Source organism: Kiloniella sp. (assembly GCF_965205715.1).
In the GTDB taxonomy this organism is placed as follows: domain Bacteria; phylum Pseudomonadota; class Alphaproteobacteria; order Kiloniellales; family Kiloniellaceae; genus Kiloniella.
The window spans coordinates 1-19,806 of the sequence record NZ_CBDBHW010000011.1 but is presented as its reverse complement, the minus strand read 5'-3'; the positions used below and the strand labels follow the sequence as shown (position 1 = coordinate 19,806).

Here is a 19,806-nt window from a genome sequence, read left to right as displayed (position 1 = left end):
CAAATTTCCACTGTAACCAATGCAGACCTCACATGGGCAGGCCCTCTGGATACCTTCTTGAACAAATGGGTTTCTGCTTACGGGTATGATTGGAGTTATGACGGTAACCGGATTAACGTCGAACGCTATCGTGCAAGCCTGTTCTCTATTAATGCTCTGGCTGGCACCGATACCTTTACAACAAACCAGTCCTCAGCAACGACCGGTGATAATTCTTCTCTTTCAGGGCAAACTCTTTCATTCCAACATTCTATTGATTCATTTTCACAACTCGAAGAACAGATCAAAGCCCTTGTTGGACCAGAAACCAACATTACAGTATCGAGAGAGAATGCCTCAGTTTCCGTTCGAGGCACTCCTTTTGATGTAAAGCGTGTGAAAAATTATCTCCAGCACGCAAGTCAAACAACACTCCGTTCTATCTCTTTTGCCGTAAACATTATTGACATCGAAAAAACCAACACTGCTGATTACGATGTTAATTTTGATGTTCTGTTACAAGACGTCCTTGGTAAGCAGGGTTTACAGTTTGTAACCGGCGGAACCAGTAACAGCGTTATTGGTATTATTCGCCCCCTTACCGGCTTCACCGAAAACACCGTCACAGCAACTCTTCGGGCTCTTGAAGGTGTTTCTCACGTCACCAGAAACCTTCACGGCTCTGTATCCGCCTTAAACAACCAGCCCGTTGCGATCCAAAAGCGTGGCTCCAGAAATTATATCAAAAACACGCCGGTTGTCGTCAATGATGGCACAACAACATCTTCTGTAGAACAGGGAACCATCGACACAGGGTTCTTCCTCTCCCTCTACCCGCTTATTGTCGATAACGACAAGGTACGTGTGCGCCTTAACCTCGGCATTGACGAACTTGTCGAGATCAGAACCGTAACAACTGGCAACAACACCATCCAACTACCGGAAACCACAACGGATTCAATCCGGATGGAACGGATTATCACTTCCGGCGACACATTGATCCTCTCAGGGGTAACTGACAACAGAGCAACCTCGACCAGAACCGGACAAGGACATGCCGACAATATTTTTCTTGGTGGAAACAAAGACGCTGAAGTCAGAAAGCGTAAACAGATCATCCTCCTTACAGCCATTATTGATCCTCCAGCAGGTATTTCAGAATACCGGGAAAAGGTTCTGTAGTTGTGACAAATCCTTTTCTAGCTGAAACAAACTCCCAGGATATTTTTTTGCTCACCTCCTCAAAAGGTGAGCAAAAAAGCTTTGTTGTTGGCCTTGAGTGGATTGCACAGGATGTAAAAGCACCTTCCTCCTTTGAGATCTACAAAGCTGGACAGGATATGAAAGCCTCCGCTTTTGTTCCTTGTGATTATCAAACCGGCTTCTATACAAACTCAAATACACAAGAAGCAATGGGACTGCCATCTTTGGCTCAGTCCCTATTGTCATTACTGGACACAGACCAAAACATCATTCTGGTTCTAGCCAACCATTCCGCCTCTGATAACCTTGCTCTTATTGAGATCAACAACAATGCTGTCCTGCGTGGACGGGACAGACAATGTACCCTTCAAGAAGCTCTGCACACAATTGGCAGTAAACAAGGCGACGTTGATAAAATTGTTGTTTCTTCAGATCTAAAAGAACGCCTGGAGCACAGCGATATTGGTAATGTTAATATCACCGATATCGATTTCCTGAATACGGATCTCCTCTTTAAGGAGGATGACACTACAACCGTACTTACTGCTCTACCCTTTGCAGCGTTTAGCAGACACAAACAAAAACTAAAGACCGGTGTTATTGCCTGCGGTCTTCTGGTGATCATAGGAACACTATTCTATGATAGTCACATCAAACCTCTGGTCTTTCCGCCTCAAAAAATAGTTCAGAACACGCCCCTTCCAAAAGCCCTGACAACCGTTACTTTTCCATCATCTGCTGTACTTTTGAATGCCTGCCATGAGGCTTATTATGATTTGCACCATATCCCCTTGGGATGGATCAAAAAATCTATTACCTGTAGAGCTAACCCTCTACCTAAAAGTGACGCCAGCAAAGCAGGCCTGACAAAATCACAAATCATTGTTGATTGGGCGCTACCTTCAAAAACAAGTATTTCCCTTTTAAGGCCCATCGCGGAAGCCTCCTTTACAAATTGGGATTACGGCATTGTCCTCGACAAAACGGCACAATCGCGCAATCAGCTTGTGGTAAGCGAAACAACTCTCAAAAGGGCCAACATCCCCTAATTTATCCAATTTAGGCGTGCCATGGATCTCCATTTCGGAGTGGTGGCCAACAAACTCACAATCAGTAAATCAGGCGAGCTTACTCTTTTCAGCTTTAACAGCCCTCTAAGCCTCAAACAGCTTTCCAAAATATCAAAAAACATTCCCTCCATGCAGGTTACCTCTGCCAGCAGAGTGGTGAAAAGCCGTGATCAAAACTGGAAAATAGAAGGGCAACTTGCCCACATACGAACCAAACCTGTCAAAGGCAAATCTGAATGAATGTCATCCGGAAATCCACATTGAAAAAACTATTGGCAAGTGCATCTGTTATTGCCCTGTCTTCTCATATTTATACCGCAGAAGCCATCGACAGAACAGAGCACATCACCCGCAAAGCGGGACGGATTGCCTATGCCATTGATCACGGCTTTACCAGAACACAACACTGGATTTCTGCTGTACAAAAAGATTATGAGAACCCGCGCAAGGTCAAAGACCATAAAGAGGTTTTTCTCTCTAATCCCATGGCAGGTCCCATTGATTACTGGTCCAGGGGCATCGATTTTAGTGAAATCCCCTGGTACGACGAAGTACCAGAAGTCAAAGGGCTCTATTGTGACAATACTTTACTTCTCTATGTGGATGCGGCATGGCCAGATGGTCTTGGGACAGACAATCACCGTCTGATCCAACGTGGACTTGAAGCTGTTGCCGAGCTTAAAAAATATGCCAAAACAAATGGTCGGCCACCTCGAATAATGTCCTGGCTGGAAGATGGGAAAGTTGCGGAAGGACCTCTGGGAAGTGTTATCATTCCTGTCCCTGATTGCATGGATCCGGATAACTTGCCTTCTGGACGAGCGGCTTTGATTGGAACCGTTGTCGATCCCTGGCAACGCCTGGTCAAGGGAGTGGACCGGGAAGAAGAGTGGCGTCAATGCCCCATAGGCCAGCATTCTCGTGTTAATTCCTACCGTGAACTTGGTAAAGGCCAGCTCTGGCAAAAAATACGGAATATCAAATACAATCACGCCGGAATTCAAATTGAAGCCGAAGACTGGATGGGATGGGTACTCAAACGCGATACCTGTATCAACGATTATTCCAAAGAGACTACCTTTACCCAAAAGTGCACCTTTGATGACGGCTATGGAAATACTCTCGACGGTGTTAGCTGGTTTTCTCAACAAAAGACCACCACAGCAAACGGCATTACCTACAGCGATCCCATCTACAAATCGTCTACTTGTTGGGACATCGAACAGGGCAAGCGGAAAGCGACCTTGCCAAAACCAAAAGTCAACGCTGTAAACACACAAGAGAGCACGACGGCTTCGTGCGGAGGTGGATACACTGGGTCCATCACAAATGTGCGCACGAAAACCGTCGAGACAATAACCTTTGCCTGGAAACAGGATCCCATTGTTACAACGCAATGGTCTGGCTGGTCTCAGGCAAGTAACTCTTGCCGTAAAATCGCCCCTCCACTGGCATGTTATAAGGGCCAAAAAGGAGGGCAGGACCAAGATAATTATTACGTTCTAAAGCCAGATGCCGGGCAACGTATCGGAAGCCTTTACAAAGTGGCCAGGAGCCGCTGCGGTGGTGGTGGAAGCTCTGGTGGTGGGAGCCGTGATCGTGGTTACATTGATACCGATGGAGATGGTGTCACGGATACACCTCACTCGGACCCAAATTGTGGAGCCTGTTCCAGTGGAATGGGGCAGAAAACCAATAATGGTGGGAGCAATGATAATGGCGGGAAAAATAGTAATAGCCGTGTCATCTGCACCTACCTCTATCAACAAGGTTTGATGTCTCGTGCTGACTGGCTAATGGACCTGAAATTCACCAAGGAAAACCTTACAGACCAGCATATTAACGGTTATCACGCCTGGGCGATTACAAGCGTCCAAATGATGCGGAAGTACCCTAAAAGTAAAAACTTCTGGAAGCTTTTGGCGCAAAGCAGAGCCAACCAGATTGCCTATCTTCTGGGTAAGAGAGAAACCCCTGATTATCTTGGTAAATTCTTACGTTCAACACTGGAGCCTTTGTGTTGGCTCATTGGAAGCTTTGTCAAAACCTCTGACTGGCAACAGCTTTATCTCAATTCAAAAACTGGAGAATACAATTATGTTAAATAAAATCACACACCAACTCCCTCTTTTAGGGGTCTTTTGCGCCCTGCCACTCGTCTCAGCATGTGCCGCTAACCCCATCAGTAGCCATTCTGCTAATTATGCCGATGATTTATTTGCAAGTAACGTTGAGATTTTACATTTAGTAAATAATCAAGAAAAACTTAATACAGCTCTCGCGACTTATTTCTATCCTGATGGCACCAGAAGTACCTGTTGGTTAAATCCTGGAGATACTCACTATACATCTAATAATAACACCCTCATCTGGGAAACCATTCCAGAAAAAAAGTCCCGTACTCGCCTTAAGTTTTATGCTAAAGGAGAAAAAAATACCGCTGGTTATGGGTCACCATTTACCTTCAACCCAACTAACGGTTTATTGAGAACCCACTTCTGGAATAGTAGAACTGGTAAATGGCTTGATGACACAGAAAGCTGGTTCCAAAACTCCTGGCCGCGTGCATTTGCAGACGTCTGCCCTGATATTAAATTACCTGCTGATCTCCCGATCAACGAAAAACAAACCGGCTCTTCTCCGCTTTGTTGAGTAGAAAAAGATGCCGACCGCCAAGTAACCTGTTGATATGTATGGTTTCTGATAACTTTACATAGAGCAGGTATATGACAATCAACATCTCGCAGCATATTTTAGGCCTCAAAGGGCAACGTGTAAATGAAATTAAACTGGATGACGGCGGTGTTAAGATTGTCATTCACTGCAGCCGAGACGCGCGTAGGAGGGCTATAGACCCTGCTACAGGCCAGAAGGGAAGCATCAACCAGCATGTCCGCCGACAAGTAAACGACATCCCCCTTTTTGGGTATCCTTGTGTGGTCGAGATTGAGCTGGCGCAGGTTTATATTAACAAGGGCGAACGCCGCATTGAGGGGTGTGATTTTGTTGATAAAGGGTGCCGTTTCACTCACCGATTTTGCCGACTGATCAGTGGATTATGTCGGCATATGTCTATTCAAGCGGTTTCCAGACATTTGGATATACGATGGGAAACGGTCAAGAATATCGACAGGGCATACCTTATTGAAACTCTCCCTACGCTTGATCCTGCAGAGCTAACTGGCTTGGAATATATTGGTGTAGATGAAGTTGCCCGGGCGAAAGGTCATGACTACATGACGGTGGTCTACGATATGGTTGGCGGTCATCTTATCTGGGTTGAAGCAGGCCGAACTGCCGAGGTTTTTTCAAGGTTTTTGAAACAACTGCAACCAGATACAGCCTGCAAAATAAAGGCCGTAGCGATGGATATGGGGCCTGCCTACCAAAAGGCTGTCAGAGAGTCCTTGCCGTTGGCCGACATAGTATTTGACCGTTTCCACGTCATGAAAAACTACAGCAAAGCTATCCATAATCAGCGTCGACTTGAGTTCAGAAAGGCCGATCCAAGTGGTAAAGAGTTGATGAAAGGGACACATTATCTGTTGCTCAAAAATGCGGATAAGTTGAGTGAAAAACAAAGTGACAAGCTGCAAAGGTTGCTGGAGAGCAATAGCAACCTGAATGCACTTTACGTCTTGAAAGAACAGCTTCAGCTGCTGTGGAGTGCCGCTTCATTTGAGGCGATGGCGGAGCAACTGGAACGTTGGTGCCTGATAGCAGATCAGTCACAGATGCTCTATCTAAAAAAGTTCGCGAAATCCCTACGGAAACATTGTGTGGGCATCTGCAACTACGCCAAACACAAGCTCACAAGCGCCAGGATAGAGGCTGGTAATGTCAGTATAGGAATGATCCGTAAGCGAGCCAGAGGCATCAAGGATACCGAATACTTCAAACTCAAAATTAGACAATCATCCATTCCAGATAATCAATCTATGCTCTATTTGAAATCCTAAATCTACTCAACAAAGCGGAGAAGTGCCAACAAACCTCTCTTGATTGGTACGAACTGAAAGAACAAGACCCTTCTGCGATCATCAAGAACTTTCAGCCAAGCTACGGTGCAGAAACAAGCCAGTTTCAGGCTCCAACACATTCATTCGAAGAACTGACTGCCTTTGCAGCCCAAAACGATGGCTACATTCTCAAAGATCCCGAGGGTGTTTCTTATACCATCAATCACTCAATACATCAGCTCTGGAAGCTCGATCAAAATCTGAACATTACCAACTCCGCGCAAATGACCCTGGAAGATGGTCACCTGGTGATGGACTGGCTCGAAGGCCCGGATCAGAAAATCAAATATACCGACCCTCTGCCCCTCACTCCGACAAAAGCCAGACATCCCGCCTTTGCCTTTACAGATTGGCTGAAAAATCAGGACATGATCACCGTAGGCTTTGATAAATTTGAGAAGTTAAACCTTCAAATTCTCGCAGAGAACAACATGTATGGCTACCCTCAAGGGTATGACCAGCTAGATGGTAAATGGCATCACGATCTGAATAACATCATTATTTCTGTCACTGATTCAAATGGTGGCACCAGTACCTATAACCATTTATGGAAAGAAGTTGCCAAACAAACGGCATGGCCTGGAAAAAAGCTGCTGAAATAAGATTAAGCCGCCGAAATAACACCACAGCATTCCTAAAAGGATAATAGCCTAATGCCTATAAAGTTCCTCAGCCCCTCCCAATCAGCTAAAGCCAGATCACGGCTTTTAGGCTTAGGACCTTTGGGTTTGACAGCTATTACTCTTATTCTGAGCTTTTCTCCAGTAAATGCTCAGGACAACGTGGACAGTCGTGTCAGAGGTGTCAGCGACTGTCCACGTACCCATTTAAGAGAAGTCCTCTCCTTGAATGCTCCAAAGGACGAACTTATTAGCAACATTAAAGTCGAAGAAGAAAATCTTCGCCTTTGTGCTCACCGAGCAAAACTAATTTAATCCGGTAAACCCCCGGCTATGCCGGGGGACTCTCAATGGTTTGACCGTTCCCACGGTCTTACATTTCTTTGTTTATTGACCAAAATAACAAAGGAATTAGCCGATGAGAGATTACAAAAGCCTTGCACATACGAGATGGGATTGTAAATACCACGTGGTTTTCATCCCTAAACGCAGGAAAAAAGTTATCTATGGCAACCTACGTCAGTATCTTGGTGAAATTTTCCATGAACTGGCCGGGCATCGCGAAAGTAAGATTGAGGAGGGCCATTTGATGCCGGATCACATTCACATGTGTATCAGCATACCGCCCAAACATGCTGTTTCAAAAGTCGTTGGATACCTAAAAGGAAAAAGCGCGATTGCCATAGCTCGAAAATTCAAAAATAAAGCACGGAATTTCAAGGGTGAAAATTTTTGGGCCCGTGGATATTTCGTCTCAACTGTAGGGCTCGATGAACAGATGGTGAGGGAGTATATCAGAACGCAAGAAGAGCGTGATAAGTACTTTGACCAAATGGATATATTCAATCCATAACCGCTTTAGCGGTTCCCAATTTGCCCCTTTAAGGGGCTCACCCGCTTAAGCCCCCGGCTTTGCCGGGGGTCATTTAACTAACGATATTATCGAGCAGGATAAACGATACCAAGAATTACGTGCAGAAAAATCAAAAAGCGCGACCTCTCCTGATCAAACACAAAAACGGGGTCAATCAACCGGAATAAATACGAATTGGGACCACAAAGGAAATGCCCCCCAGGTCCAGGCGGAATTAACATCCATCTTACAGCCTGTTTTAAAAACCAGACCTGTTGCTAAAACCCCATCCTCCCCAAGCTTTAGCTACTACACTCTTTATGGCACTGGTGACGACCTCACTGTTGGTATCCAAAGCCCCGAAGGCACATGGCTGCTAAAAAAAGGAGGCAAACTCCCTCAAGGATTTTATGTGAGTGATATCCAGAGCAAACCCACAAAAATCACCCTAAAGCAGAGCCTGAAAAAAGGACAAAAAGGGCAACACCGCTCCATCGATATTCCCTATGCCTTGCGTAAAAATACTTCTGTTTCATCCAATCAGAATTTTGAACAAATTCTAACCGGGAATTAAGGCGGTGTTTTCAAAATTACTCAACCTCTCCTCTTTTTCGGGTTTTTCGGATAGCACAAGCAACGAGGAAAATTCCGAGCTTGCTGCTATCCCTGGCAAAGAGGATCCCTGGCAAAAAGCCTCAGGCTTGGTCAGTGATCCGGATCTCGATGAATATTTCATGGAGAGATGCTGTGTGTTTTCCGATGGGACCTATTGGTATGCCAAAGGTTTTCAGACGGACAACCGCTTGCTTGATTTGATTGCAAATTACACCCGTAAAGGGATCATCCCAAAAGAAATCACATACAAAAGCGTCGGCCTTGAAAAGATAGCTGAAGCTTATGGTCATCTCACAGACGATAACAAAGGCGAAAGTGCCTTTCTCCATTCCCTACTAGAGCAATGCGCCCAAGCAAAAGCATCAGATTTCATTATTAAGGAAACAGAAGGTTCCAGCCGATTTTTTGCCCTTATTAACGATCTTGAATATGAGCTTTGTGACCCAAAGCTTCCAAAAGACGGTGATAATCTCATCAATCTTATGTTCAGCAACAGAGATGGCGGATCAAATCACGATGGCCTCTCCCGCCATAAGGCCCAGGGGTTTTCTGTAAGCTCAAACGATATTGTCCGGTTCCCAAAAGGTATTAGCAAACTTCGAATTGAACGTGGCCCAACTTTTCCAAACGGCCAGCACCTTATTGCCCGTATTTTTTATAGCAACACCCTTAAAGGGAAAGCCGATTTGCGTAAACTGGGTTTGGCTGAAGAAGTTGCCTCCGCCCTGGAAGTGGTTGCAAGCAGCGGTCATGGTCTCATTATTATGGCGGCACCAACAGGGGAGGGAAAATCAACAACCCTTGCAACCGTCCTTAAATGGCTCTCGGAACTCCATAAAGGAGCGCTTAGAATTGTAACGGTTGAGGATCCACCTGAATACGTTATCGAAGGCGTAACACAAACCGCGGTTTCAAATGCTGCCGAAGGAGAAAGCCGGGCTCAAAAGTTCATAGAAGCCCTTAAAAGCTTTGTTCGTGTAAATCCCGCAACCGGGATGATAGGTGAGATCCGCGATAAATACTCCGCCAAACATGCTCTGGCAATGGTGCGCACCGGTCACCAGATCTTCACAACCATTCACGAGACCTCAGCCAATGCCATCCTCTTTCGGATAATTGAGGAATTTGGAATTTCTCCAACCCAGATTACCAACCCAAAGGTAATCTCTCTGCTTATTCGTCAAACACTCACAACAACCCTCTGTCCTGATTGCTGCCTCAAACTCGAAGACCTCGATCAACCTCTTAGTCAAGCATTGCAAAGGGAAATTAAATATACTCCTGCCATGCGCTTTAGAAATCCAGCCGGTTGCGAGGCATGCAATAAAACCTCGTCTGACAGAGGTTCTGCTGTCGTTCAAAAGGCCTGGAGTGGATATTGTGAACGCAAGGCCATTGCTGAATATATCAAGCCCGACAGAAAATATCTTGAACTGGTTAAGTCTCTCGATGAAATGGCGGCTGAGGAATACTGGCTGAACTCTCTTGGCGGGAAAACCATCCATACTCAAGTAAGCCAGCTCATTCACCAGGGACAGGTTGATCCCCTGGATGCCAGACGTAAAGGCATTGATATTGAAGCTGCTCTTTGCGTTGTTAAAAAAGATACTTCGCCTTTAAGGGACCCCTTACCTCATCAGATAAAACAGGAGGCTCCTCATGGCGCATAGCAACACGACATCTTTGAAGAAGAACTTCTTGACTTCCTTTATTCTGACGGCAATTCGGCGCTATGCCTTTAATACCAAAGCGCGGGTCTTTTGCTGGCAACAGTGCCATATCATGCTTGAATCAGGGCTTGGTATTGAAGAAACTCTTAAGATCCAAAGCTCAACTTATGAGATTGCTGATAAGCCTGTACTCGCTAAAATGTTTGCTGAAATCCACGCAGAAGCTCAAAGAGGTAACTTTCGGGCTGCCATTTCAAAATACGTCAGTAGTAGTGAAGCAATTTTGTTCTCCTCTCTTGGAGAAACAAAGGTAAGCCCTATCTTTGGGGCTGTTACCCGGATTGCAAAAATACAGGAATTAATTTTCAGAGCACTGCGTAAAAATCTTTTTGGACCAATCATCGTTATTTTTCTCTGCTACGCGATGACCTGGGCTGCGGGGACTTATTTTATTCCCGGATTTACGGAATTTTTGCCTCTGGATAAATGGCAAGGGATCTCCAAAATATTTGCAGCCATCTGCCTCTTTGTCAGTGAGCATTATTTTATTGTTGGTCTTGGCATCATCCTTTCTTTGGTGCTCCTTTTTGTGGCCACATTCAATTACTCTGGGCCGGCAAGAAACAAGCTGGATAAATTTCCGCCCTTTTCCATCTACAAGTTTATGACCGGTGTTTCCTTTCTTTTTACCCTGCTCGAATTTTTATCAGCCGGGGTTGATATCAACGAACGCAACCTCAAACGTATGGAAAAAAGTGCAAGCCCATTTGTCAGAAACCGAATTGCTGCCATCCGTCATCACACAAGCAGAGGAACCCCTCTGGGCAAAGCAATGCTTAAGGCCGGCAACAGGTTTCCTATACCAGAGCTGATACCAACTATGATTGCGATTGAAGGCAAGGATAATTGGGTAGCTCAAATGCAATCTTATGCGGATATGCAAATTGTTCGTGCAGAGGACACAATTCAGGAAAAAACCGCCCTGGTAAATCAGCTTCGTTTCATTTGTTGTGCTTGGTTACTGTAACAGGTGTAACGTTATCTTGTTAGGGAAATCATTGAAATTCTGGCACTTCTCCGCTTTGTTGAGTAGATTTAGGATTTCAAATAGAGCATAGATTGATTATCTGGAATGGATGATTGTCTAATTTTGAGTTTGAAGTATTCGGTATCCTTGATGCCTCTGGCTCGCTTACGGATCATTCCTATACTGACATTACCAGCCTCTATCCTGGCGCTTGTGAGCTTGTGTTTGGCGTAGTTGCAGATGCCCACACAATGTTTCCGTAGGGATTTCGCGAACTTTTTTAGATAGAGCATCTGTGACTGATCTGCTATCAGGCACCAACGTTCCAGTTGCTCCGCCATCGCCTCAAATGAAGCGGCACTCCACAGCAGCTGAAGCTGTTCTTTCAAGACGTAAAGTGCATTCAGGTTGCTATTGCTCTCCAGCAACCTTTGCAGCTTGTCACTTTGTTTTTCACTCAACTTATCCGCATTTTTGAGCAACAGATAATGTGTCCCTTTCATCAACTCTTTACCACTTGGATCGGCCTTTCTGAACTCAAGTCGACGCTGATTATGGATAGCTTTGCTGTAGTTTTTCATGACGTGGAAACGGTCAAATACTATGTCGGCCAACGGCAAGGACTCTCTGACAGCCTTTTGGTAGGCAGGCCCCATATCCATCGCTACGGCCTTTATTTTGCAGGCTGTATCTGGTTGCAGTTGTTTCAAAAACCTTGAAAAAACCTCGGCAGTTCGGCCTGCTTCAACCCAGATCAGATGACCGCCAACCATATCGTAGACCACCGTCATGTAGTCATGACCTTTCGCCCGGGCAACTTCATCTACACCAATATATTCCAAGCCAGTTAGCTCTGCAGGATCAAGCGTAGGGAGAGTTTCAATAAGGTATGCCCTGTCGATATTCTTGACCGTTTCCCATCGTATATCCAAATGTCTGGAAACCGCTTGAATAGACATATGCCGACATAATCCACTGATCAGTCGGCAAAATCGGTGAGTGAAACGGCACCCTTTATCAACAAAATCACACCCCTCAATGCGGCGTTCGCCCTTGTTAATATAAACCTGCGCCAGCTCAATCTCGACCACACAAGGATACCCAAAAAGGGGGATGTCGTTTACTTGTCGGCGGACATGCTGGTTGATGCTTCCCTTCTGGCCTGTAGCAGGGTCTATAGCCCTCCTACGCGCGTCTCGGCTGCAGTGAATGACAATCTTAACACCGCCGTCATCCAGTTTAATTTCATTTACACGTTGCCCTTTGAGGCCTAAAATATGCTGCGAGATGTTGATTGTCATATACCTGCTCTATGTAAAGTTATCAGAAACCATACATATCAACAGGTTACTTGGCGGTCGGCATCTTTTTCTACTCAACAAAGCGGAGAAGAGCCGAAATTCTACATAGTTTGTATGGCAGGATAAGGTGGCTGTAATACAAATGATGATACCTGAAGGTAACTTGGCGTTTCGTGCCTACGTGGATATAATTGTATGATGAATGATATAGAAATCGAAGAGAGCTCTGGGAATATATTTGCGGATATTGGGTTCGTTGATGCAGCTGAAGGCGAAACTGGGGTCTGCTCCGGTAGGGGGCAGAATAGTACGCTCTCATGAGCGTATTCTATTCTCTAGGCACAACAAGGTTATCCCTCTTGCGAAGGTTCGTCAATTTATAGCACTGTGTAGGCGTTGAAGGCGGAAGCTCGAACCGATGGTTATCATGCTCTCATCCGCGGATTTTAACCGCCTGACCAAATTCGATTTGCCGCTTGCCTCACTCTAAGAACGGGGATTGAGCCCACGGGCGTAACATCGAGGATTCTGGCACCTAATGTGGCCGCCGCCTTCAGCACCTGCACAGCACAGCGTGAATTTCGTAGCTAATTTGTAGCTGGTACGTGTCGTGCAATATCCCAGACAAAACCTGATAATTCACGCGCAATAGCGGTGAGTACTCGAGGTTGAGGTTTACCCGTTTTGCTAAGGTCTCGATATCTCTTGCACAAGCGCGTCTGTGCTTTCCAGGCTATGTTTTTGATGTCCTGTGGTAAGTGTTCTGACCGTTTTAAGTAGGGGTGTTGCTCACGGGCAGGATGGCGATATGACCAACTGGCCTCAACCAGCATAGTTCTAGCCAAAGCATTGCCCGTGCGCGTGATCCGCCCCCGACTTATTTTTGATCCGCTTGAATGTTCGCTTGGTACCAATCCTAGCCAAGCCATGAGCTGGCGGGGATTAGAAAATCGCCGAATATCACCAATCTCTGCCACTAAAGTGGCCGCTATCGTTGTGTTCACACCTCTTAAAGCGCGCAAAGCATCGACCACAGGAGCATAACGCCAGGATTGTAGGCTTTCATTTATGGCTTGATCTAAAACTTCAATACGCATTTCGGTTTAACGGATAGCGCGTTTCATTTCTTCAAAGGCTGTCTGCTGAGGAATGTAAGAAAATTTTCGTAGCTCGTTGATCCAACGCCAGTGGGTCTTGGTCCAGTAAGTGGGGCGTTCGTACCGTAAGCCGTGGCGTAACAGGAAACTGAGAAGTTGCTGTTTGGCAACCTTAAGCGCATCCTTTGCTTGTTTGCGGGTACGAATAAGATCACGAACGGCCTCTTGCTCCTCGTCTGGCGTACTAATAGCAGTCAATTCACCGGCTCGCCAAAGCCGGGCCAACATCATTGCATCTCGGCGGTCAGTTTTGATCCTGTCACCAGATTTACGAGGGATCATAGACGGTGAAACAACAGCACAAAGAAAACCCAGCTTGGCTAAAAGCCGGTAGATACCATAGCCGCAAGGCCCCGCTTCGTAGCAGAATTCTGGCTGCTGGTCACGCGTTGTCAATTGCTTTGTCAGTTTTAAAATAGCCGTAGCATTGTTCGGAATTGTGCCCCAAAACCGTACTTCTCCTTCCCGGCCTTCGTAGGCTGTTGCAATAGCAATGGTCTCAGCATGGACATCCAGACCTACGTAAATGGTATTTGGCATTCTTGCATCCTTTGCAAATATTTACAATTTGCCTAGGAGAACCCCAAACTTAAATTTGGGCAACGCTCATCTGGTCTAAGGATGTTGGGTGCATCGGAAGCCTTTTCTTATGCTGTCCATTGGCTCATCGCAGCGGCCGTGGTGTCGGGACCAAGGACTTTATTTGAGCGTCGTTTTGTGACTTCATGTGCGCATGAAACTTGACCACCTGACGCCTGAGATTCTTTCTGAGTTTTCAAAACCGGAACTGATAGATCTGGTCATGGGTCTCGTGGCTCAAGTTGGGATTTTACAGGATCAGGTTGATCAGCTTAAGGAGCAGAACGCTGCTCTCGTCCAGCGCGTTTCAGATCTTGAACGGCGCTTGGGATTGAACAGCAGCAACAGTGGCAAACCGCCTTCGAGTGATGGTCTTGCTAAACCGCCAGCCAAGAAGGAGAAACGCACGAAAAGCCTGCGTGGAAAATCAGGTCGCAAATCCGGCGGCCAACCCGGGCATCCAGGCAAAACGCTGCGCCAAGTGGAGACTCCAGACGAGATTGTCGACCACTTTCCGAGCCAATGCCCGGCTTGTCAGGGCGTATTTTCTCTGGGCGCTTCGGAAGGTTTTGCAACCAGACAGGTATTTGACCTTCCGCCGCCACCGCCGCTCTTTGTCACCGAGCACCGCGCGCATACCTGCCGATGCGAGGGGTGTGGCGCGATGCTGCGCGCGGATTTTCCTGATAGGGTGACGGCCCCCACCCAGTATGGTGATGAAATTGCGACGCGGGCCGCCTACCTACAAACGCAGCACTGTCTTCCCGAAGATCGTCTGGCGCGGATCTTCTCGGATCTCTACAAGATCAAAATCACTCCGGCCACGCTGGCTGCACATGCTCTGCTCCTCATCCCTCAGTCATATCCGGCTCGGGACGGGGCGAGGTGATATCCCGTCGGGATTGGCCGGAACGATCATTCATGATTGTTGGGCGCCCTATTTGGCACTTGAGACCGTGGAGCACGGTCTTTGCAATGCACATCTGCTCCGAGAACTGCAGGCATTAATTTAATCCGGTAAACCCCCGGCTATGCCGGGGGACTCTCAATGGTTTGACCGTTCCCACGGTCTTACATTTCTTTGTTTATTGACCAAAATAACAAAGGAATTAGCCGATGAGAGATTACAAAAGCCTTGCACATACGAGATGGGATTGTAAATACCACGTGGTTTTCATCCCTAAACGCAGGCAAAAAGTTATCTATGGCAACCTACGTCAGTATCTTGGTGAAATTTTCCATGAACTGGCCGGGCATCGCGAAAGTAAGATTGAGGAGGGCCATTTGATGCCGGATCACATTCACATGTGTATCAGCATACCGCCCAAACATGCTGTTTCAAAAGTCGTTGGATACCTAAAAGGAAAAAGCGCGATTGCCATAGCTCGAAAATTCAAAAATAAAGCACGGAATTTCAAGGGTGAAAATTTTTGGGCCCGTGGATATTTCGTCTCAACTGTAGGGCTCGATGAACAGATGGTGAGGGAGTATATCAGAACGCAAGAAGAGCGTGATAAGTACTTTGACCAAATGGATATATTCAATCCATAACCGCTTTAGCGGTTCCCAATTTGCCCCTTTAAGGGGCTCACCCGCTTAAGCCCCCGGCTTTGCCGGGGGTCATTTAACTGATCACGACAAGGAACCTTGGGCAGCGGACATGAAAAACCTGTTGTGCGATGCACTGACGCTAACACAGGACGCCCGCGATCAGGGTCGACTGGCGCTCAGTCCGGAGCATGTCCATCAGATCAATCAAAGGTTTGATGCCTGTTGCGCCCAAGCGATCAAATTCCACGAGGGTCTGCCGCCGTTGGCGCGCCCGATGAAGACCAGAAAACGCGGACGCCCCAGGCGACGGACGGGCCATAACATGGCGAGGCGGATGCAAGCACATAAGAACGCGATCCTGCTCTTTCTCGATAATCTAAATGTCCCATTTACCAACAACGAGGCCGAGCGCGACCTACGTATGACAAAGGTTCGCCAAAAGGTCTCTGGAAGCTTCCGGACTGAGACTGGCGCTGAAAACTACTGCGTTCTGCGAACCGTTGCCGAAACAGCGCGAAAACAAGGTTGGGATATTCTCGAAGCGTTCAGCACAAGCCCTACAAGGCTTATTCATGATCTCGATACATCTGCATCAAAACCAGCTTAATCGGGTAGCTGGGTAGTTACGAACAAACTTCCACCAAGTTGACTGCGTAACCCCCAACTTTTTTATGCTCCCCAAAGTAGGGGTCCTGCGAAATCAGTTTCCTGGTCCAGATCGAGAATGCCTGTTAACGTATTGATATTAAATCACTAACCCCCCCCCCCCCCCAAAAAAAAAAATCCACCATTGAGAAAACCGTTGAATTTGATATATTTGGGGGAGGAAATCAAGCGCACACTGCGGAGCGGGGGGCATGAATAATTCAAAATCTTATCTGGCGGTATCTCATTTTCTGGGAGCGGTCTTCATGCTTGCCCTGCCATGGGCCGCAGCAGCACAAACCATCGACACCGATACAACAACCCCCATAACAAATTCCGACAATAACGCGGCAGTCACCATTACCGCGTCGGGGTCGATCACGACGACCAGTGACGGCATTCAAGCCATAATCTCAACGGGGACTGGCGCAACGCTGACCAGCGATGGCTCGATCACGACCAGCGGCGGGGACGCGAACGGCATTCGCTCAGAAGGCGGGGATGCGGAAATCACCTTGGGCGAAACCGGGACTATCGCAACGGAGGGTGATGACGCGAACGGCATCCGATCGGATGGCAATGACTCAACGATCACCATCGATGGCTCGATCACGACGGCCGGGAATGGCGGTCCCGATAATAGCATTTTTGAGGATAGCGCAAACGGCATTCGCTCGGATGGCGAGGGCGCGACGATCACCCTGGGCGCGACTGGAGCCATCACAACAGGCGGTAGGAACGCTGACGGCATATTCTCGATTGGCGCTGGCGCGGAGATCACCATCGATGACGACGGCAATATCACGACGACTCTTGATTTCGCTGACGGCATTCACTCGGATGGCGTTAACGCGGAAATCCTCAACGATGGCTCGATCACGACAGGCGGTAATAACGCGCGCGGCATATTCTCGACTGGCGAGGGCGCGGAGATCACCTTGGGCGAGAATGGAGCCATCACAACGAGCGGTCGTACTAGTAGTAGTAACGCTGACGCCATCTACTCAACTGGTGATACCGCGACGATCACCATCGATGGCTCGATCACAACAGGCGGTAGGAACGCTGACGGTATCTACTCAAATGGTGATACCGCGACAATCTCCAACAATGGCTCGATCACAATAAGCGACGTGAGCGCACACGCCATATTCTCGGCTGGCGATGACGCGACAATCTCCAACAATGGCTCGATCACAACCAGCGGCAGGTTCGCTGACGCCATCTACTTGGGTGGCGCGGACGCGGAAATCTCCAACGATGGCTCGATCACAACCAGCGGTGATGAGGCGCACGGCATTCGCGCAGATAGCGAGGGCGCTACAATTACCAACAATGGTGATATCATAACGACTGATACTTTCGCTTATGGCATTCGCGCAGGCTTTGAGGGCGCGACAGTTACAAACAATGGTACGATCACAACGAGCGGGGATACCGCCCGCGGTATTTTCTCGAGCGGCGCTGATGCAAGGATCACCAACGATGGCGAGATCACGACAAGCGGCGAGGGCGCGGCAGGTATTCTCTCGAGCAGATCTAACGCGACAATCACCGTGACCGCGTTGGGCACGATCACGACCAGCGGTAATAACGCGCACGGCATTCAGTCAACCGGGGGGCGCGCGACAATCACCAACGATGGTACGATATCAACCAGCGGGGATGACGCGAACGGCATATTCTCGACTGGCAATGACGTTATGATCGCCAACGATGGTACGATCACAACGAGCGGCGCGGGCGCACACGGTATTTGCGCAACTGGCGATAACGCTACAATTACCAGCAATGGCACGATATCAGCGAGCGGTAATAACGCGCACGGCATTTGCTCGACTGGCGAGGACGCGGAGGTCACCATCGAGGGCAAGGTGTCTGTCAGCGGCGAGGATTCCTATGTGGTACAAGGCGGCGATGACACCGACCAGATTCTGAACCTGCGCCTTGACCTTGGCGCGGAAACGCAAGGGGAATTCGATCTGGGAGAAAGCGAAGGTGATTATGATGTCGCCAACGTTTGGCTGGATACGTCTACAGTCATCTCGTCGACCATCACTATCGGCGGCGCGGAGATCATTAACCTGATGCCGGAGAGTCCGCTCCCCCTGTTCGTGAGTGAAGCAGGCGATAGCGTGGCTATTGTCGATCTTACGGGGGCGACCGCAACGCGTCGGGCACTGGGCACGACCACCGGCCAGATTCACCGACAGGTGTCAAACCGTCTGGCCTTCGCGCCGCACGTTGGGGACAGCGCAGCAGATGCGCATGATGGAGCCGCATGGGGCGCTTTGTTTGGCGGCCAATCCAAGCGCGATGACGACGGGCTGGCGCTGGCTTTTGATCACAGCTTTTATGGTGTGGTCGGGGGCTATGACGCTTACACAGACAGCGGCCAGCGGGTCGGCTTTTTTGCCGGGTTTGGCAGGGAAGATATCAAAACCTCCGACATTGCGTCCATCACCGACACCGCAGACCGCCTGTTTACCGGGGTTTACGGGCGACAGTCAATGGGTAGGCTCAACCTTGATGGCTCGGTGGTTCTCGGTTATGCCCGCCATGACAGTGCCCGCCTCGTGGACGATAACATGGAAGGGCGCGAAACCGCTCACGGAAAATACAACAGCACCAGCATCAGCCCGGCGCTGCGCCTGAGCTGGTCCCACGCCTTGGCCAGCGGGCTTGAACTGCGACCCAGTGCGCACAGCACCTATACCCACGGGTCTTATGGCAGCTACACCGAAAGCGGCACCACAAACTCGGATTTAAGCTTCGGGAAACGGAACGTGGGCATTACTGATGCGCGCCTGCAACTGGCGGTCGCGCAATCTTTTTTAGATGCTCAGGGAGAGATTGAACTGCGCGGCGGCGCAACGTTCACGCATTACGGCAAGGACAGTGTCAACGCCCGGTGGGGCGAGGGCGCGACCACGTCTCACGCGGTGCCGGGCGACAGGACGGTCTCCGGCGGCTTTGTCGGGGCTACTCTGCACTACGCCGTCAAGGATCGTGTCAATCTGGACGGTACGATCGAATATACCGAGACATCGGGCGACCGCTCTGGCGCACTCTCGGGGCAACTGATGTTGGTGCTCAAATTTTAGGGATACAAACCCCGGATATCTCGCTTCGAGGTTCAGGGCCGGTGGCCGCCCGGAAGACCGGTCATGGAAGAACGGTCATCGCCATCGGTTCCCCCCGTATACGTATACGGGGGGATGGGGCATCTGGTTCATTAAGGATAGCTGGGGGACGTCACCCCTTCTGAAAATCCTGTCAAAAACCCTTGGTTAAATAGCTAACCAAGGGTTACGCTTACGGTAAACGTTTACAGGGGCGGTGCATCTTCCCCTAGCTATGTAAGGATACCCCCCTATGGCCGCCCGTCACTCTGCCCAACCCAGACCACCGCAACCTGCCACCTATCAGGACGTGCTCGATGCCCCGCCCCACATGGTGGCCGAGATCATCAATGGCACCCTGAACACGCAGCCAAGACCCGCTGCGCTACATGCAC

Annotated in this window: 18 protein-coding genes and 1 pseudogene; 16 read left to right on the top strand and 3 right to left on the bottom strand. The window is 48.5% G+C overall.

Translation table 11 applies throughout. The annotated features are described in order from the left end of the window. From ACOGW3_RS10275 to ACOGW3_RS10260, 4 genes are all read left to right on the top strand, one after another. Positions 1-1,161 (top strand): hypothetical protein (locus ACOGW3_RS10275; protein ID WP_419902885.1); only part of this gene is annotated, 1,161 nt, incomplete at its 5' end. Positions 1,162-1,163: 2 nt separating this feature from the next. After that, complete coding sequence (locus ACOGW3_RS10270) at positions 1,164-2,231, top strand: hypothetical protein (RefSeq protein WP_419902884.1); 1,068 nt, start codon at positions 1,164-1,166, stop codon at positions 2,229-2,231. Between the two features lie 257 nt (positions 2,232-2,488). Further along, positions 2,489-4,360, top strand: a complete 1,872-nt coding sequence (locus tag ACOGW3_RS10265; RefSeq protein WP_419902883.1) for a hypothetical protein — start codon at positions 2,489-2,491, stop codon at positions 4,358-4,360. Then, positions 4,350-4,904, top strand: coding sequence for a hypothetical protein (locus tag ACOGW3_RS10260; protein ID WP_419902882.1), 555 nt, complete (start codon positions 4,350-4,352; stop codon positions 4,902-4,904). Before ACOGW3_RS10265 ends, ACOGW3_RS10260 begins: the two co-directional genes overlap by 11 nt. On the opposite strand, the gene ACOGW3_RS10255 is transcribed toward ACOGW3_RS10260, so the two are convergent. Next, positions 4,867-4,992, bottom strand: a complete 126-nt coding sequence (locus ACOGW3_RS10255) for a hypothetical protein (protein WP_419902881.1) — start codon at positions 4,990-4,992, stop codon at positions 4,867-4,869. The genes ACOGW3_RS10260 and ACOGW3_RS10255 overlap by 38 nt on opposite strands. Between ACOGW3_RS10255 and ACOGW3_RS10250 the strand changes: the two genes are divergently transcribed. From ACOGW3_RS10250 to ACOGW3_RS10220, 7 genes are all read left to right on the top strand, one after another. Continuing rightward, positions 4,979-6,211 (top strand): ISL3 family transposase, encoded by a 1,233-nt coding sequence (locus ACOGW3_RS10250; protein WP_419901077.1) that lies wholly within the window; start codon positions 4,979-4,981, stop codon positions 6,209-6,211. The genes ACOGW3_RS10255 and ACOGW3_RS10250 overlap by 14 nt on opposite strands. Positions 6,212-6,495: 284 nt before the next feature. Next, entirely contained in the window at positions 6,496-6,873 is a 378-nt protein-coding gene (locus ACOGW3_RS10245) for a hypothetical protein (RefSeq protein WP_419902880.1), read from the top strand. Positions 6,874-6,999: 126 nt separating this feature from the next. Beyond that, positions 7,000-7,206 (top strand): hypothetical protein, encoded by a 207-nt coding sequence (locus tag ACOGW3_RS10240; protein WP_419902879.1) that lies wholly within the window; start codon positions 7,000-7,002, stop codon positions 7,204-7,206. 103 nt (positions 7,207-7,309) lie between these two features. Further along, positions 7,310-7,744 carry an IS200/IS605 family transposase gene (gene tnpA / locus ACOGW3_RS10235; RefSeq protein WP_419901075.1) on the top strand — a complete coding sequence of 145 codons (435 nt, stop codon included), beginning with the start codon at positions 7,310-7,312 and terminating at the stop codon, positions 7,742-7,744. 412 nt (positions 7,745-8,156) lie between these two features. Continuing rightward, positions 8,157-8,318: a hypothetical protein gene (locus tag ACOGW3_RS10230; RefSeq protein WP_419902878.1), complete on the top strand. Its 162-nt coding sequence runs from the start codon at positions 8,157-8,159 to the stop codon at positions 8,316-8,318. A gap of 4 nt (positions 8,319-8,322) precedes the next feature. Further along, complete coding sequence (locus tag ACOGW3_RS10225; RefSeq protein ID WP_419902877.1) at positions 8,323-10,029, top strand: ATPase, T2SS/T4P/T4SS family; 1,707 nt, start codon at positions 8,323-8,325, stop codon at positions 10,027-10,029. Next, entirely contained in the window at positions 10,019-11,056 is a 1,038-nt protein-coding gene (locus tag ACOGW3_RS10220) for a type II secretion system F family protein (protein ID WP_419902876.1), read from the top strand. The genes ACOGW3_RS10225 and ACOGW3_RS10220 overlap by 11 nt, the downstream gene beginning before the upstream one ends. Before the next feature lie 68 nt (positions 11,057-11,124). Here the strand turns inward: ACOGW3_RS10220 and ACOGW3_RS10215 are convergent, their stop codons facing one another. Continuing rightward, entirely contained in the window at positions 11,125-12,357 is a 1,233-nt protein-coding gene (locus ACOGW3_RS10215; protein WP_419901077.1) for an ISL3 family transposase, read from the bottom strand. Between ACOGW3_RS10215 and ACOGW3_RS10210 the strand changes: the two genes are divergently transcribed. Further along, positions 12,344-12,466 (top strand): hypothetical protein, encoded by a 123-nt coding sequence (locus ACOGW3_RS10210; protein WP_419902875.1) that lies wholly within the window; start codon positions 12,344-12,346, stop codon positions 12,464-12,466. The genes ACOGW3_RS10215 and ACOGW3_RS10210 overlap by 14 nt on opposite strands. A 478-nt stretch (positions 12,467-12,944) precedes the next feature. Here ACOGW3_RS10210 and ACOGW3_RS10205 read toward each other — a convergent pair. After that, positions 12,945-14,054: pseudogene (locus ACOGW3_RS10205) on the bottom strand (IS110 family transposase). A gap of 193 nt (positions 14,055-14,247) precedes the next feature. Between ACOGW3_RS10205 and ACOGW3_RS10200 the strand changes: the two are divergent. The 4 genes from ACOGW3_RS10200 (at position 14,248) to ACOGW3_RS10185 (ending at position 19,393) form a co-directional block, all read left to right on the top strand. Then, positions 14,248-14,982, top strand: coding sequence for a DUF6444 domain-containing protein (locus ACOGW3_RS10200; RefSeq protein WP_419902874.1), 735 nt, complete (start codon positions 14,248-14,250; stop codon positions 14,980-14,982). A 227-nt stretch (positions 14,983-15,209) separates the two neighbouring features. Next, complete coding sequence (gene tnpA / locus ACOGW3_RS10195; RefSeq protein WP_419901154.1) at positions 15,210-15,644, top strand: IS200/IS605 family transposase; 435 nt, start codon at positions 15,210-15,212, stop codon at positions 15,642-15,644. A gap of 109 nt (positions 15,645-15,753) precedes the next feature. Next, a complete protein-coding gene (locus ACOGW3_RS10190) occupies positions 15,754-16,251 on the top strand; it encodes an IS66 family transposase (RefSeq protein ID WP_419902873.1) in 498 nt (165 codons plus the stop codon). Positions 16,252-16,501: 250 nt separating this feature from the next. Continuing rightward, on the top strand, positions 16,502-19,393 hold the full coding sequence (locus ACOGW3_RS10185) for an autotransporter outer membrane beta-barrel domain-containing protein (protein WP_419902872.1): 2,892 nt from the start codon (positions 16,502-16,504) through the stop codon (positions 19,391-19,393). The last annotated feature ends 413 nt before the right edge of the window (positions 19,394-19,806 follow it).

What these genes read in the sequence shown, in the direction of transcription:
- ACOGW3_RS10265 (WP_419902883.1), top strand. Translation starts at nt 2,489, where the DNA reads ATGAATGTCATCCGGAAATCCACATTGAAAAAACTATTGGCAAGTGCA.
- ACOGW3_RS10250 (WP_419901077.1), top strand. Translation starts at nt 4,979, where the DNA reads ATGACAATCAACATCTCGCAGCATATTTTAGGCCTCAAAGGGCAACGT.
- tnpA (WP_419901154.1), top strand. Translation starts at nt 15,210, where the DNA reads ATGAGAGATTACAAAAGCCTTGCACATACGAGATGGGATTGTAAATAC.
- ACOGW3_RS10220 (WP_419902876.1), top strand. Translation starts at nt 10,019, where the DNA reads ATGGCGCATAGCAACACGACATCTTTGAAGAAGAACTTCTTGACTTCC.
- ACOGW3_RS10255 (WP_419902881.1), bottom strand. Translation starts at nt 4,992, where the DNA reads ATGTTGATTGTCATATACCTGCTCTATGTAAAGTTATCAGAAACCATA.
- ACOGW3_RS10260 (WP_419902882.1), top strand. Translation starts at nt 4,350, where the DNA reads ATGTTAAATAAAATCACACACCAACTCCCTCTTTTAGGGGTCTTTTGC.
- ACOGW3_RS10185 (WP_419902872.1), top strand. Translation starts at nt 16,502, where the DNA reads ATGAATAATTCAAAATCTTATCTGGCGGTATCTCATTTTCTGGGAGCG.
- tnpA (WP_419901075.1), top strand. Translation starts at nt 7,310, where the DNA reads ATGAGAGATTACAAAAGCCTTGCACATACGAGATGGGATTGTAAATAC.
- ACOGW3_RS10210 (WP_419902875.1), top strand. Translation starts at nt 12,344, where the DNA reads ATGTTGATTGTCATATACCTGCTCTATGTAAAGTTATCAGAAACCATA.
- ACOGW3_RS10190 (WP_419902873.1), top strand. Translation starts at nt 15,754, where the DNA reads ATGAAAAACCTGTTGTGCGATGCACTGACGCTAACACAGGACGCCCGC.
- ACOGW3_RS10215 (WP_419901077.1), bottom strand. Translation starts at nt 12,357, where the DNA reads ATGACAATCAACATCTCGCAGCATATTTTAGGCCTCAAAGGGCAACGT.
- ACOGW3_RS10200 (WP_419902874.1), top strand. Translation starts at nt 14,248, where the DNA reads ATGAAACTTGACCACCTGACGCCTGAGATTCTTTCTGAGTTTTCAAAA.
- ACOGW3_RS10245 (WP_419902880.1), top strand. Translation starts at nt 6,496, where the DNA reads ATGACCCTGGAAGATGGTCACCTGGTGATGGACTGGCTCGAAGGCCCG.